This is a genomic window from Vibrio sabulosilitoris (assembly GCF_055391395.1).
The window spans coordinates 2657988-2673348 of the sequence record NZ_AP029599.1 but is presented as its reverse complement, the minus strand read 5'-3'; the positions used below and the strand labels follow the sequence as shown (position 1 = coordinate 2673348).

Annotated in this window: 13 protein-coding genes; 10 read left to right on the top strand and 3 right to left on the bottom strand. The window is 47.3% G+C overall.

Annotated elements, in window-relative coordinates; translation table 11 throughout:
* The first annotated feature begins 357 nt into the window (after window positions 1-357).
* The 5 genes from ACZ5R2_RS12575 (at window position 358) to ACZ5R2_RS12555 (ending at window position 7039) form a co-directional block, all read left to right on the top strand.
* Window positions 358-1599 (top strand): carbohydrate porin, encoded by a 1242-nt coding sequence (locus tag ACZ5R2_RS12575; protein WP_464899720.1) that lies wholly within the window; start codon window positions 358-360, stop codon window positions 1597-1599.
* Between the two features lie 69 nt (window positions 1600-1668).
* Window positions 1669-1824: a hypothetical protein gene (locus tag ACZ5R2_RS12570; protein ID WP_464899719.1), complete on the top strand. Its 156-nt coding sequence runs from the start codon at window positions 1669-1671 to the stop codon at window positions 1822-1824.
* Window positions 1825-2057: 233 nt separating this feature from the next.
* Window positions 2058-5123: a beta-galactosidase gene (locus ACZ5R2_RS12565; RefSeq protein WP_464899718.1), complete on the top strand. Its 3066-nt coding sequence runs from the start codon at window positions 2058-2060 to the stop codon at window positions 5121-5123.
* Between the two features lie 123 nt (window positions 5124-5246).
* Window positions 5247-6251, top strand: a complete 1005-nt coding sequence (locus tag ACZ5R2_RS12560; protein ID WP_464899717.1) for a substrate-binding domain-containing protein — start codon at window positions 5247-5249, stop codon at window positions 6249-6251.
* A gap of 272 nt (window positions 6252-6523) precedes the next feature.
* Window positions 6524-7039 (top strand): hypothetical protein, encoded by a 516-nt coding sequence (locus ACZ5R2_RS12555; RefSeq protein WP_464899716.1) that lies wholly within the window; start codon window positions 6524-6526, stop codon window positions 7037-7039.
* A 62-nt stretch (window positions 7040-7101) separates the two neighbouring features.
* On the opposite strand, the gene ACZ5R2_RS12550 is transcribed toward ACZ5R2_RS12555, so the two are convergent.
* Window positions 7102-8022 carry a LysR family transcriptional regulator gene (locus ACZ5R2_RS12550; RefSeq protein ID WP_464899715.1) on the bottom strand — a complete coding sequence of 307 codons (921 nt, stop codon included), beginning with the start codon at window positions 8020-8022 and terminating at the stop codon, window positions 7102-7104.
* A 133-nt stretch (window positions 8023-8155) separates the two neighbouring features.
* Here ACZ5R2_RS12550 and ACZ5R2_RS12545 point away from each other — a divergent pair, with 133 nt between their 5' ends.
* From ACZ5R2_RS12545 to ACZ5R2_RS12535, 3 genes are read left to right on the top strand one after another with little or no spacing between them, the layout of a single operon-like run.
* Window positions 8156-8398 (top strand): DUF2798 domain-containing protein, encoded by a 243-nt coding sequence (locus tag ACZ5R2_RS12545; protein ID WP_464899714.1) that lies wholly within the window; start codon window positions 8156-8158, stop codon window positions 8396-8398.
* 31 nt (window positions 8399-8429) lie between these two features.
* Window positions 8430-8984, top strand: coding sequence for a carboxymuconolactone decarboxylase family protein (locus ACZ5R2_RS12540; RefSeq protein ID WP_464899713.1), 555 nt, complete (start codon window positions 8430-8432; stop codon window positions 8982-8984).
* Between the two features lie 55 nt (window positions 8985-9039).
* Window positions 9040-9843: an SDR family NAD(P)-dependent oxidoreductase gene (locus tag ACZ5R2_RS12535; RefSeq protein ID WP_464899712.1), complete on the top strand. Its 804-nt coding sequence runs from the start codon at window positions 9040-9042 to the stop codon at window positions 9841-9843.
* A gap of 146 nt (window positions 9844-9989) precedes the next feature.
* Here ACZ5R2_RS12535 and ACZ5R2_RS12530 read toward each other — a convergent pair whose 3' ends face one another.
* Window positions 9990-11222, bottom strand: coding sequence for a DEAD/DEAH box helicase (locus ACZ5R2_RS12530; protein ID WP_464899711.1), 1233 nt, complete (start codon window positions 11220-11222; stop codon window positions 9990-9992).
* A 560-nt stretch (window positions 11223-11782) separates the two neighbouring features.
* On the opposite strand from ACZ5R2_RS12530, the gene ACZ5R2_RS12525 reads away from it, so the two are divergent.
* Together ACZ5R2_RS12525 and ACZ5R2_RS12520 are read left to right on the top strand one after the other, a co-directional pair.
* The gene (locus ACZ5R2_RS12525) at window positions 11783-13261 is read left to right on the top strand and encodes a DUF1800 family protein (protein WP_464899710.1); all 1479 of its coding nucleotides are present in this window, start codon (window positions 11783-11785) and stop codon (window positions 13259-13261) included.
* Window positions 13262-13267: 6 nt separating this feature from the next.
* Window positions 13268-14611: a DUF1501 domain-containing protein gene (locus ACZ5R2_RS12520; protein WP_464899709.1), complete on the top strand. Its 1344-nt coding sequence runs from the start codon at window positions 13268-13270 to the stop codon at window positions 14609-14611.
* Window positions 14612-14775: 164 nt separating this feature from the next.
* Here ACZ5R2_RS12520 and ACZ5R2_RS12515 read toward each other — a convergent pair whose 3' ends face one another.
* The gene (locus ACZ5R2_RS12515; protein WP_464899708.1) at window positions 14776-15342 is read right to left on the bottom strand and encodes a nitrogen fixation protein NifQ; all 567 of its coding nucleotides are present in this window, start codon (window positions 15340-15342) and stop codon (window positions 14776-14778) included.
* Between the last annotated feature and the right edge of the window lie 19 nt (window positions 15343-15361).

Genomic DNA, 15361 nt, shown 5'->3' with positions numbered 1-15361 from the left:
GCCCTAACTTTAACTTCCGACGAGACATTACCGAGCCAAAAGCTTGTGTATTGCCTTCTATTGTCTCATATACCCAGTGTTTATTAGCACTGGGTTTTTTCTTTCCCCCTTTATCTTGTCTAATTTGATTCACTTTTGAATACGTTTCCAACTCTCAATAGATGTTTTTCAGTGATACATAACTGTCAAAGCGATTATTATCTGACATTGATCACACTCTAAAGCAAATTAGTCTTCAGTTACATCAAAATGCCAACTTCGTCATGAAAACGTTTCCAGCAAGTCATTACACTCAGTCTCGAGTTAGGGCTCAACACAAAATATAACAATCCAATATCCGTCATATGGAGACGATTCATGAAACATAATGCGTTTGTACGCGCGCTTGGTCTTACCCTCGCTTTAGCGCCCGTTGTTAGTCTAGCGGCAGTGGAAAATGTCACCTATTTTGGCTATGCAAAATGGGGCAACATTTACACTGACAATGAAGAGCATAATGCTGGAAAGGGTGAACGTAACGACGTGATCCGCGCAAGCGGCGGTTACGGTAACTACCGCTTGGGTAACGAAATGAACTGGTGGGAAGCCGGCCTTAAGGCTGATGTGTGGCGCGATGGTGATGCTCACTTTGATACCACACTCTACTTGGGCAGTGGCCAAGATTGGGGCGATGTCAGCATTATTCAGATGTGGTCTGCGGGACATGGCCTGATTGACGGTCAACCTAATGCCAAGATTTGGGCTGGTGAGCGTTTTTATCGCCGTCATGAAGTGCATATGATTGATATTAAGTACTGGGATACCTCGAATACGGGTATTGGTCTAGAGGATTGGGATCTCGGTTTTGCCAATGCACACATCGCCTGGATGGCGCCGGATTCAAGTAGTGATAGCCGAAGCCTACATAACATTGATGCTCGTATCAGTGATATCGCACTAGGTGCGCGTAGTGACTTAACCCTTGGCCTCAACTATGTGATGGCGCACAACTCCAGTTACGATGAGGATGATATCACCACCTCTGGTGCGATGCTTTCGGCCTTATACAACCAAGGTTGGCATTACGGCTCGAACACCTTTGCCTTCCAGTATGGTACGGATGCTCTGGCGGGTGGTTTGATGAGTGCAGAGGGTGGTTCAAACCGCAAATACAGTACCGGTGTCGATCATGATGGTCATAGCTGGCGAGTGTTTAATCATGGTGATCTGAATATTAATGAAGACTTCCAGGTGATGTACTCAATTGCCTACCAAGACAAAAATCTAGATAACAACGATGGTGAGAAGTGGTTCAGTGTCGGTGCGCGTCCTCAGTACAGCTGGAACAATTACATGGCAACCGCTTTTGAAGCAGGCTATGAGAGTGTTGAAGCGCAGAATGGCGCAGGTACGAACGAAATGTACAAGGTCACACTGGCTCAGATGTTCCAAGCAGGCAAAGGTGTTTGGGCTCGCCCAACTCTGCGTTTGTTCGTGACTTACTCAGAGACAACCGATGAATGGAGCCGTGGTGACGATGCTTACGGCAAGGCGATGCGCACCGGTGGCGAGACGGTTGATGAAGTGACATTTGGCTTCAACATGGAGACATGGTGGTAGTCAAGGTTAGTCAACACGATTGAGTTAACCAGTTGGGGATCGCCCCATCATGAATAAAAGGAGCCGACAATGAATCTCGTTATCGCACCGATATTTGCTCTTCCCATTGCAACAACTACTTGGGTTTCTATGCAAACAGGACAAGAAATCCAAGAGTTCGGTGTGGCGTACTGTGTCGATTTGAATTCAATACCGCTGACCGAATTGTCGGCTCCTCTTCCTTAAAATTGATACTGGACTCACAAACATAGCCGTTGTCCACATTTAAGCTGAATGAGCAGACGCAGTGCCTTGAAGCTGCTGCAATGCGACAAACGGCGTTACCTAATCCAAATTAGCTTGAAAGGTTTAATTCAAGCAAAAGACACATTATTACAAACATTTGTGCAGTATCTGCTGGCCTTTGTAGAGGTCAAGTAAGCACGACTTGCATAGATGATAGACTAGGATCATATCGCATGGCATTTTCTGACATTATCCAAAGACGTGACTGGGAAAACCCGCAGACAGTCAATCTACATTGCCTAAAAGCCCACAGCCCACTCGCGAGTTTTCGCAGTATCGATGATGCTCTGCGTGGTGAAAACGCACATCGCCGCTCATTGAACGGCGATTGGAAATTCAAACTGTTTAACGCGCCACAAGCCGTGGAGAGTCAATTTATTGAGCCGTCATTTGATGATGAGCAGTGGGACAAGATCCCTGTGCCATCAAACTGGCAACTGCAAGGTTACGATAAGCCTATCTACGCCAACATCAAATACCCATTTGAGGTCAACCCACCGTATGTCCCTGCCGATAACCCGACAGGGTGCTATCGTACCGAGTTCAGCTTAACTAGTACCGATCTTGAACAAACTCAACGGGTAATTTTTGATGGGGTAAACTCGGCGTTTCACCTTTGGTGTAATGGCCAATGGGTCGGTTACAGTCAAGATAGTCGCTTGCCTGCTGAGTTTGATTTGTCTGAGTATGTGGTATCTGGGCGCAATACCTTGGCGGTAATGGTGATGCGTTGGAGTGATGGCAGTTACCTTGAAGATCAGGACATGTGGTGGCTAAGTGGTATATTCCGCGATGTCACTCTACTGGCTAAGCCTAAGTGCTGCATCGAAGATGTGTTTATCACCCCCGATCTCGACGCGTGCTACCGTGATGGTTGGCTGCAAGTTGAAACCAGGATCTCTGCCCCAGAGGATCACCAGATCCAGTTGCAACTGTTTGATGGCCAGCAAGCGGCAAGCGAGCCTATCACTGCAGGTCCAAATAATCGTCGCATTGATGAGCGCGGTTCCTTCAACGATGTCGTGTTCCAAACCCTTGCTGTTCGTGAGCCGAAGCTCTGGTCTGCAGAAGTACCAAACCTTTATCGATTAGTGGTAACGCTGCTCGATACCCAAGGTGTTCATATCGAGAGTGAAGCCTATCAGGTTGGCTTTCGTAAAATCGAAATTAACGCAGGCCAACTAAAACTGAATGGAAAACCGCTGTTGATCCGTGGGGTTAATCGTCATGAGCATCACCCTGAGCTTGGCCATGTGATGACTGACGCGGATATGATTGAGGATATTCGTCTGCTTAAACAGAATAACTTCAACGCTGTGCGCACGGCGCATTATCCTAACCACCCTCGTTGGTATGAGTTGTGTGATGAGTACGGATTGTATGTGTGTGATGAGGCGAATATTGAAACCCATGGGATGCAACCGATGAATCGCTTGTCGAGTGATCCCCAGTGGGCTAATGCGTTTATGGAACGCTACACACAGATGGTGATGCGTGATAAAAACCACGCCTCAATCATCTTATGGTCTTTGGGTAATGAGTCTGGTCACGGTGCCAACCATAACGCTATGTATGGATGGTCAAAGCAGTTTGATCCATCGCGTCCTGTACAGTACGAGGGTGGGGGTTCAAATACCACGGCAACGGATATTATCGCCCCTATGTATGCTCGGGTGAACACAGTCATCGAAGATGAAGCGGTGCCGAAGTGGCCAATCAAAAAGTGGGTCTCACTACCGAATGAGCAGCGCCCATTGATCTTATGTGAGTATGCGCACGCGATGGGTAACAGTCTTGGCAGCTTCGAAGAGTACTGGCATGCCTTTCGTGAGTACCCACGCTTGCAAGGCGGGTTCATTTGGGATTGGGTTGATCAGGGCATTACCAAAACGGACGATCAAGGGAACCAATATTGGGCCTATGGCGGTGACTTTGGCGATGATGTCAACGATCGCCAATTCTGCATCAATGGTCTCATCTTCCCTGACAGAACGCCTCACCCAACACTTGAAGAGGCCAAGTTTTGTCAGCGTATGATCACGGTTAAGCTCATCGAGCAGGCTCATGGGCGTTATTCCCTCACTGTACACAATGAGAACCTTTTCCGCGCCACCGACAATGAACAGCTGAGTTGGTCGCTCCTTGAGGACGGGCTCGAGATCCAAAGTGGAACCCTAGCGCTAGACATAGACGCTGACAGTGAGCAAACCATGAGTTTGGATATCGACTTTAAACCAAAGTCAGGTGCTCGTTATCACTTAAATACCGATATTACGCTTATGCGCCAAACCGCTTGGTCTGAAGCGGGCCATGTACTCGCTTCTGAGCAGTTTGCGCTGACCAATTTCAGTGGATTATCCTTGCTTCAGCAAGAGGCTACCTCGATATCTGAACTCGCCGTTCACGATGACAGCATCACGGTTTCGGCCAGTGAATCACAGTGGCAATGGGATACAAAAACCGGCTTGCTGACACTGTGGCAACAGCACGGTCAGGATAAGCTGGTGGCGCCTCTGACCGATAATTTCTATCGAGCTCCGCTGGACAATGATATTGGCGTGAGTGAAGTCGACATGATTGATCCTAATGCCTGGGTCTGTCGCTGGGACTTGGCGGGTATTGGTCAGTGGCAGCGAGAGTGTATTGAATGTAAAGCACAAGCCGTTGGTCAGAGCGCGCTAATTCAGTCGCGTTTTGTCTATCGCTACGCAGGTCAAATTCAAGCGATGACGCTATGGACCTATACCATCCTTGGCAGCGGTGAGATGCAGGTCAGCGTCGACGTCGAGCTCGCTGACCACCTTCCGCCGATGCCGCGGATTGGCATGGAGTGTCAGGTGAGTGGTACTGATGTGGTCGAGTGGAAGGGACTGGGGCCGCATGAAAACTATCCAGACCGACTGGCCGCAGCCCGCTTTGGTCACCATGTTGCGCCAATCGACGCAATGCATACACCGTATGTGTTCCCATCAGAAAATGGCTTGCGCTGCGACACTCAATGGCTCAAGGTTGCCGGTCTTGAGGTAATGGGAGAGTTCCACTTCAGCACCAGTCAATACTCTTTGGCTCAGCTTGCAGCCGCCAAGCACACCAATGAGTTGGAGAAAGAGTCAGCCTTGTATCTACGAATTGATCATCAACAGATGGGAGTAGGTGGCGATGACTCATGGAGTCCAAGTGTCCATGCAGCTTACCAGCTCACTGACAATCACTATCGCTATACCGTTAGGTTCCGTTAGATTGAGATAAAAGTACCATCCCCAAGCCAATGCTTGGGGATTTTTCTTGGTTGTTTGACCGCTGCGACTTGTGTTCCAGCATTGGGCATTGTTAAATACCTCAGGGCAAACATAGGGACTTTCATGGCAACGATAAAAGATGTCGCTAAAGAAGCAGGCGTGTCAATCGCAACCGCTTCGCGAGCGATCAATAACTCACCCAACACCAGTCAATCAGCGATAGATGCCGTTCAAAAGGCAATGGCCAAGCTAGGTTATCGCCCCAACCAAAATGCGCGAGCACTGGTTAGTAAGTCCACCAATGCCATCGGCGTTCTGGTTAACGATGCCAGTGCCCCCTTTTTTGGCACCATGATCAAAGCGATTGATACCGTTGCTAGTGAGCAAGAGAAGCAGCTCTTGATCGGCAGTGGTTATCACGACCCCGACAAAGAGAGAAATGCGATTAACTTGCTGATCAACAGTCGCTGTAACTCATTGGTTATTCACAGTAAAGGATTAGATGATCAGGAGCTGGTCTCTTTTGCTGCCGAGACCCCAGGTCTGGTATTGATCAACCGAGTCGTGCCAGCCATTGCTGACCGCTGTATCGCGCTGGACAACTACAAGGGGGCCTATATGGCCACCGAGCACCTGATCCAGCATGGTCACCGTCATATTGGCTATTTATGCTCTGGTCACGATATCGAAGATGCTCATGACAGAAAAAGAGGCTATATCGATGCGCTGAAGAATAACGGTATCGAAGTGCGTGAAGAGTATATCGAGTATGGTGACCCTGATGAAATGGGCGGCGAGCAGTGTGCGGTAAACCTACTAGCCAAGAACATTCCGATTTCTGCAATCGCTGCTTACAATGACTACATGGCGGCCGGGTGTTTGGCACTGTTGCAAGAAAATGGCTATCAGGTGCCCGATGATATGTCGGTAATTGGCTTTGATGATGGCCATATTGCCCGCTTTATCTATCCTCGCTTGACCACCATCCGCTACCCGATCCAGATCATGGCCAATGAAGCGGTGAACCTGTCACTTAAGCTTGCTGATGATCCAAGCTTTGTTCCTGGGCCACACAAACTATTTATGCCTATTTTAGTGCGCCGTGCTTCAGTGGCTAGGTATAGCTAGTCTTGTTGGCTAGCGTTATATGCAGTGTGCTTGGTCAAGGTACTGGAGTTCAAGAACCGATCTCATACCTGGGTGAAGGACTAAGCGACTGGTATGCTCGCGTGAAATAGTCTAGCGATCTCTCTCAGCAACGGAAACCCTATATCGCCTGACCTCGATAATTACTAATCATTCATTTATGAAAGTTTTAAAGTTATTATCGTCTGTTTTTGAAATGCGAATCGCTCGTTAGGATACCTTCATCAACTCGGCAACACACATGAAGGTCTACTATGAGCACATCACAACTAATTCTTGAGCTGTCACTTATCGGCGCAATGCTACTTATCACCGGCATTTTCCTGGTTCGTGGGTATGAGAAAACCGATAGCATTGGCACTAAGGTACAAAAGATCCTGACCGGGCTATTGGGTGCGTTTATGGTCATGGCAGGGAGTGTAAAGTTCTTTGACCCGTTCACAACCATGTTTACCACCCAGATTGCCTTGAGTGAACTGCCATTCCCAACGCTTTCTCGTTGGTCTGGTCAACTTGGGGAAATCTTCGCAGGGCTTTTGTTGTTGGTGGTGATGATAGGGAACAAGGCTCTTGCGCCGTCGATAAAAGACAAAGCGATCGGGTTATCCACTTTGCTAACCACAGCAATTATGATTGTTGCTGTCTATGTTCACCTGCTTCCAAGTGTGCCGGCAGAGGTGTTACCACTGCAATCTAAACCACCAGTGATGACCCTGATCATTCTCGGCTTAGCTTGGTTAAATGCTTGGCTATACTTCCGCAAAAAATAATGCAAACAACGCCAGTTTAGGTTAACTAAGCTGGCGTTTTTCTGTTTGACGTTTGGACATGGTTAGTCTTTTTCTGAGTCTATCGAGGCTAAAAAGTCACCGCTTTGACCAAATTTATCGAAAATCATATCTCTAAAGGCGACCACCCGAGTGGCAATTAACTTCCTATCTGCCCAAACTAAATAAGCTGCCCCTGTTGGGCACTCCACCCCCTTTAATACCTCGACAAGTTCCCCACGTTGTGCTCGTTTCTCAAATGCCGCTCTTGGCATCAGGCATATGCCAGCCCCAGCCAAAGTGGCATCAATATTCAAGCGCAAACTACTTATTGAATAGCGCGGCTGATATGGAATGCGGATCGGTGTTCCTTTTTCTTTGAGCTCCCAAAACGGTAGGTTGTTCCCCGATAGTAATTGATGGTGGATCAGCTCTTGCGCTTGTTTAGGTTCGCCACGTTTTTCGATATAACTTGGCGATGCCGCCAGCGTCAATGGGGATTCAAACAGCTTGCGTTGAACAAGATGGTTAGCATGAGGAGGGCTGGTGACAATCGCTAGGTCGATTTGCTCATCGAAAAAGCGCTCTGTCGCGGCGCTAAATTGAATCGTCACCGAAACCTCAGGGTGCAACTCCATGAACTCAATCGCCATTTTTTGCAGAAAATGATCCGCAAAGGGCTCTGGACAAGAGACACGGATCTCGCCGGTTAATACCGGCTGACTATTGGATAGGTGTGTCCACTCATCATTGAGCTGCTTAAACAGCGCAGCGAATCTTTGGTAGTACTCATCGCCTGCGGTCGTCAGTTGAAACTGCTTGGCATGACGATGGACTAATTTCTCCCCTAGCTTATCTTCCAGACTGGCGACTGCTCTGGATAGGGTAGGCGCAGAGATGTGGGTTTTGAGGCTTGCAGCAGCAAAACCACCACATTCAACAGACTGACAGAAGAGGTAAAGGTTTGAGATGTCTTTGGCTTTCATGGGGTTGCCTTGGAATTAATGCCTGCCAAAGTTAAGCATTCAAATATGAAAGGATCAAGTTCACAGTTGTCTATTTTTGATGGCAAATCCCGAGAGTAATATGGCCGCATCAGTTAGCCAATCGGAGTCAGTCATGAAAAAGTTTCCACGTAAGTTCCAGTACCCACTAATGGCATCGATGGTTCTGCCAACTATGCTTTTGAGCATGCCTGCCATCATGGTGGCCAAAACGCTACCCGAAGACGGTGTGTTTTTGGATGCATGGTTAAACGCAGTTTCACAAATGGTGCCCTCGGCACTGCTGCTTTTGGCTGTTGTTGCCCCAACGGTGCGCTTATTTGTCACCAAGGTGCTGCTAGAGCCAGAAGCTAAATAAGTCATAGTCAGTAACAATAGAGGAAAAAACAATGAGCGAATTTAAACTACATACGGTTGAGTCGGCCCCTGAGAAAAGCAAAGCTATCCTTGAGGGCGCGCAAAAGCAAATGGGTATAGTTCCGGGCCTTTACGCCGTGATGGCTGAGTCGCCAGAAACCCTAAAGGCATACACACAGCTTCATCAGTTGTTTACGGCGACATCGTTTGATGCGCAAGAGCTAACGGTGGTATGGCAAACCATCAATGTTGAACATGAGTGTCACTACTGTGTACCAGCGCACACCGGTATCGCACATTCGATGAAAGTAGATCCTGCGTTGACTGAAGCATTGCGTAACGATGAGGCGATGCCCACAGCAAAACTACAAGCACTGAAAGAGTTTACCCTCGCTGTGGTTCGTGAGCGTGGCAATGTATCAAATGCGCAGTTGGAAGCATTCTTTGCGGCAGGGTACGGCCATCAACAAGTGCTCGAGGTTATCCTCGGTCTGTCACAAAAAGTGATTAGCAATTATGTCAATCACCTTGCTGACACTCCGGTAGATACTGTGTTTGAGAAGTTTGCTTGGTCAAAAAAAGCGTAATGAGTCAGCTAGATTAACCTAATGATCAAAACTGGGTTGTCCAGTGGGAGTAAAAATGAAGTCTTTTAACTTTAAACAAAAATACGGCGGTTGGGCACTCGTGACTGGCGCCACTTCAGGTATTGGTGAGCAAATAGCCAAACAATTGGCCGAAGACGGCATGAACCTTGTGTTGGTTGCACGACGCGAGAAAGAGTTAAAGGACTATGCTCAAACACTGGCTGCTCAGCATTCGGTTGAAACGGAGATCATTGTGGCGGACCTTGCCACCCAAGAAGGCGTTGATAAAGTAAAAGCAGCGCAACGTGATATTGGCTTGATTGCACTTTCTGCTGGGCTTGAAACCAATGGTGCATTTGAGAAACTCGATCTTGAGGGCGAGCGTCGCATGCTGCAAGTTAATGCAACGGCGACGATGGAACTGAGTCACCACTTTAGTAAGACCATGGTCTCGCGCGGGAAGGGAGCGATCTTGCTGGTGGCGAGTATGTTTGGTCAAATGGCTTCCCCTTATTTTTCAACTTATGCGGGTTCAAAAGCCTTTGTGATTGGCTTTGGTCAGTCATTATACGGCGAGCTAAAACCGAAAGGCGTAGATGTCAGCATTCTGTCGCCAGGGCTGACCAAAACACCTATGGCGACCAAGACAGGCGTGAATTGGAACAAGGTTCCAATGGCGGCAAAAGCACCAGAAAAAGTCGCCAAAGTGGCGCTCGATGGAATAGGAAAACGTGTCGTGACAGTGCCAGGTATTCGTAACAATATCATGGTGGTAATGGGCGACTTGAGCCCGCGTAAGATTATGGCGTCAATGATGACACGGATGCTGAATGGCGCACTTGATCCCAAGCGCCTGTAAATTTGGACTTATAAAAGCTTACATTTCTTTAGCACTGTAAGCTTTTATCTCTATCCTGTTGGAAAGAATAGGGTTTACCAACAGCAGTACTGACTGGGGATTAAAAAGAAAGTGTCCCCACAATCTAGTTTGGCCAACATAATGATTTATTTAGCCCTTGTATTTTTACCCTGAAATTGCTTAATGCTCTTCTTTTTGTTCGTTCTACGATTGGCTTGTTTATCTCTTGGTGGTCGCTTACCCTCGCCACTCGAGGGCTTATCGGTGACAGGAAAGCCTTCAAGCTCCTGCAACGCAAGCTCACGTTGGGTAGTCTTTCTTATAGCTGCTAAATATTCTGCCTCGCCATGGCAAACCAGAGAAACGGCGATACCTGTCTGACCAGCCCTTGCGGTACGACCGATTCGATGGACATAGGTCTCTGGGTGAGATGGCAGTTCAAAGTTGATCACGACTGGTAAACGTTCGACGTGGATACCGCGAGCGAGCAAATCGGTTGCGATAAGGATGTTTACCTTCTGCTGTTTGAATAGCTCGAGAATCGACTCTCTCTCTGCCTGATCTTTGTTGCCATGTAATGCCGCTGCAGACAGTCCGGCCTTGGTCAGCTTCTTACATAACGCATCGGCATTATCTTTAGCTCCAATAAAGACCAAAACCTGATGCCAGTTGTTGCGAGTTATTTGATCAATCAGCGCTTTGGTTTTGCTGCCCTTATTGACCAGGTACAGGGTCTCTTTGATCGCTTCTTTGTGTTCAGGCGTTTTTGCCACCTCAACCAACGCAGGGGAATGGAGGATAGTTTTGGCTTTTTGTTCGAGTGGCTCAGCAAAGGTAGCGGAGAACATCAGGGTTTGACGCTTTGCCGGTAGCCTCGCAATTATGCGCTGAACATCGGGCCAAAAGCCCATTTCTAACATGCGGTCGGCTTCATCGAGAACCAGTTTATTAATATTACATGCATCAAACGCGTCTTCCTTTAAAAGGTCAAGAAGTCGACCTGGTGTCGCGACGATTACTTCGCGGCCCTCGGTAAGCTCAGCTTTTTGTAGTTCTTTATCTACACCACCACAGACACACGTTGGCTTTATAGTGCTATTGCGGGTTACCGAGCGCAAGGTGTCATGTACTTGCGAGGCGAGTTCGCGAGTAGGAACCAGGATTAGAACTTGGCTCTGAGATGGCCTCGCTAGAATTTGTTCTAGCAGAGGTAAGCCATAAGCCAACGTTTTGCCGCTTCCTGTCTGGGCGATTGCTAGTACATCCTTGTGTTGCAAAATAGCCGGAATGGCGAGTGTCTGAATTTCTGTCGGTGCACGAAATGTATCAGGCAGTGCTGCAACCAATTCTTTATTTAGGGATAGCTTATCAAACGGCATAGTTTATATCTTTGTCTTTAGTTGTTTCTAAATAGGGGCTTAAGTCGTTGCCTATCGAGTCAGTGGATAGCACTCTAACATAGATAACCGTGAGTTTATTGATACATTATGGCGGGTTTTCCTTCACATGCTAATGATTGGTCGTGAGCGCTGCCTCTTATCAAGACCTAAAGTAGCTTATACCCATGCAAGCTCGCCTGAAGGGGAGCAATACAATGGCTCTGAACTCTGCATCTTGAGGTCACTTGGGGAGGAAAGGGTGAATGTTACGGTATGACTGACTCTTAACCGATAGATAGTGGTAACAAAATATTACTTAAAGATGTTTCAATATCAGTTGTTTCGAACGAGATAAACGCAGTTGCCCCCGTGATTACGCAGTTGTGGGTGCAAGCTCATGGAGTTGATGGTTTGTCTGTAACTATTAAGTCATTTTTATCAAGGAAACGTAAATTATATGAAGAATTGGCTCGAGATATAATAACGAGCGGTTAATTGTAAGCAACTTAAACATATTGGGTATATTCCTTGCGAAAGTTAAACGTTAGCAAGGAAGTCCTATGCAGACATTAGATAATAAACGTGTACGTCAACTCTTATTGCAAGCAACAATGGGGTTTAATACAAATGACGTAAACAGAGCACTCGACTCTGGCAGCATTGAAACTTGGATCCAGAATCAGATTTCGACTGGGCGCTCATCACTGGTCTCATTTCAAGAGAAGATACAGGCAGCTCACAGTCAGCCTGATCGCGGTTCGATGCACTTTAAACTAGGTTACACCGATATGCTGATGAATCGTAATGACATATTGCGTCACAGAATCACCTATATTTTAACGCAATTATTTGTTGTTAGCGTAAAGGCACCGGGGCTATCTTCAAATAGCCGACGAATAGCGTTTGCTAAATATTACGATAACTTGGCCAGAGCCTGTTTTGGTAGCTTTCGAGAGTTGCTTAAGGTGATGGCGACCTCTCCCGTGATGGGACATTATCTCACCTACCTTAACAACGATGCAGTGGCAGGTGTGGCACCGGATGAAAACTTCGCTCGTGAATTGATGCAACTGTTCTCAATTGGCCCAGCCCTTATGCGTATGGACGGCACTATCGTCACAGAAGATGGCCGCCCGGTGCTTTCTTACACGCAAGAGGATATCGAAGAGGGCGCGCGCGTGATGACCGGTTGGGGCCTACACGATGATCGCTGGGATGTGCCGATGCGCGAAAAAGACGGCGCTCATGACCTAAAAGCAAAAACCATACTAGGCCATGACTTCCCTGCTGGAGCGGTTGCTGAACAAGATCTTGACCAGTTCCTTGATGTGTTGTGTCAGCATGAAAATATTGCTCCTTTCATTGCCAAGTTCTTTATCCAAAAGATGGTTAGTTCGAACCCATCCCCTGATTACGTTTATCGTGTGGCGACTGCATTTCGCGATAGTGATCTAGATATGGTCAGCATGATCAACGCTATTTTGACTGACCCTGAGGCAGATTACTCACGCAATGAAGAGCACGATGGGTTAATGCGCGACCCGATAATCTTGCTCAGCCATGTTTTTCGCGCGCTGAGAATTAAACTTAAGCCCGGACAAGAGATATTGCCAAACAGTTTCACTTGGTACGATCGTCGATTTATTTTTGAAGCACCCTCAGTGTTTTACCATTATCAGCCTGATGAGGCGCCTAATGATGGACGCTTTGATGGCATCACAGCGCCTGCCTTTAAGCTTTACAACTGGGATGATATCCATCTCTATTACCGACAAATCACCTTGCTGGGAGTAGTGCTAGAAAGCCAAAACAGCGAATATTACATGGACAGAGACGGGATCATTAAACACTTCTTTGAAACTGAAAATGATGAAAAGCTGATAGATGAGCTCGACAGGGTCATCTTTGCATACACCATGACTGATGCAATGAAGCAGGTGATTCACCAATACCTAGGTTATGCAAAACGCAATAACGCGCATTTGCGAGCGTTGATCATTCAGTTACTAATGTCACCACAATTCACGACTCAGGGGTAAAGCACTGTGAAAATATCAAGACGTAATTTCCTTAAAAGCAGTGTGTCAGGTGTTGGTGTTACTGCGCTCAATTTGTCTTCTCCATTTGCTCAAGCATTTGACAAAACGTGCTCAGGAAACGCTCCTTATAAAGCCCTGGTTGGTATTAATTTGGGTGGGGGCAATGACGGCTTTAACTGCTTTGTGCCGCAAGGTGCAGGGTATTATGAGGATTATCAAACTATACGTGGCAGCTTGGCGTTTGATAAAAGTGAGCTGTTGGATTTAAATCTGAATGATCAAGGCCTTGAGCTTGGACTCTCGCCTGAATTAGCAGAACTCAAATGGATGTTTGATGAGGGTAAAGGACTACCCGTGATTAACGTTGGACCCTTAATGCATGAACCGGGCACGGTTGATGATGTTAATCAGCTCAAACCAATTCATGTTTTCTCACACAATCATCAGAGTGCGGTGACTCAGACCCACACAGGCACGACGATCAGTAATCAAGGCTGGGGCGGTTTGTCTGCCGAGTTGCTGGAGCGGTTGTTCAGTTTAGAAAAACTACCGCCATTATTTGAAGTCGGGTCTCAAACCGTATGGACCAACAGTATCCCAAAATCTGCCAACAGAATTGGTACGTCACTGCCAAGCAAGATGGATTTTGAGGAGGAGGGGCGTTTCTTGTATAAGTCATTTCGTGATCCAGGCATGACACAAGGTTCACTGTTCGAGCAATACTATGCCGAGCTTTGTAATGATGCCCAAGTAAAACATACGGAATTTGAGAAGATTTTTGATGATGAGAATGATTATGGTTTTGACTTAGGCACCTCACTCGGAAAACAGTTGCGCGTGGTGTTACTTCTTCTTAAGGCGCGTGAAGAATTCGCCCACCCCGTACACTTTTTCTCGGTAACCTTGGGCGGCTTTGATACTCACTCTTCACAGAAAAGTCAGCAGGGCGACTTGTTGAGAACCCTTGCTGCCCAGTTGTCAGTATTCCATAAACGTGTGGAAGAGTTAGGCTTGTTGGATTCTGTGACCAGTTTTACTTTCTCAGAGTTTGGGCGCACCCTAGTGCCAAACGGGTCTGGTACGGACCATGGCTGGGGCAACTGTCAATTAGTACTTGGTGGAGACGTACTAGGCAGTCGAGTACTCGGTGAATGGCCGGATCTCGGTGATGATAGTAAAGATTTATTAAGTCGTGGTCGGGTTGTACCTTCAATGAGTGTTGATCTGTTCCATGCATCTTTACTTAAGTGGCTTGGGGTAGGAGAGGAGGGCGCTACAACGCTATTCCCTTCGCTGGAAGAGTTCAATGAGAAGTCACTACCTATTTTCCGCAGTTGCGACAACGGTTGATAAACAGAGTCTGTTACTCCTAATTTAAACTCAAAGCGTACATCTGTACGCTTTTTTCATCGTTGAACGTAATGGCCCCGGTGAATCAATCACAGACTCAAGAGGCTGTATATCAGGGCTGATCGGGATGGTTTGAAGCTCAGATGTTTTAGGGATGAGATACTTTAAGTAACAAAACACTCCTTAAAACTACTGCAATGCAGGCAATTAGGCGCGCGACAAACGTAGTCTCCGTCTTGGTCACACAGCTGCTTATAGAAAAATCGTTTCCAGCGCATGTTGAGGGTGTTTTTGGCAAACAGGGTTGGAAAATAGAACTGGATCAGCTCGCCTAATTGATTACGGCTTTCGAGCCCGAGGATCTGCCACAGGTGAGAGGGCAGTAATGAGGCTTTAGCGAGTAGCGTGACCATGTCACGTCCGTACTTGCGTCTATGATTTAAATGCTCACTGAGCAGTTGGGAAATGTCTTGCTCTTCTTGATGTCGGACATCGGTCAGTGCCAGATAGATATCGTGGTGTTTGCCATTGGTCATCGTTTGAGCCTTCTCACTGGCACGCAGTGAGAAGTTGTGTGATTGTCCTTGTTTGCTCGCGATAGCGGTAAGGTCAACTCGTATCTGTTGACAGCGCGCTGCCTTCAGACCTAGGTCATTCGGCAAACGGCTCAAGCCTTGCTGAAAGCGCGAGAGTAGGTTGGACCAAATATGATACTCCTGTTGTGTGATCATAGGCGTTCTCCGTGATGCA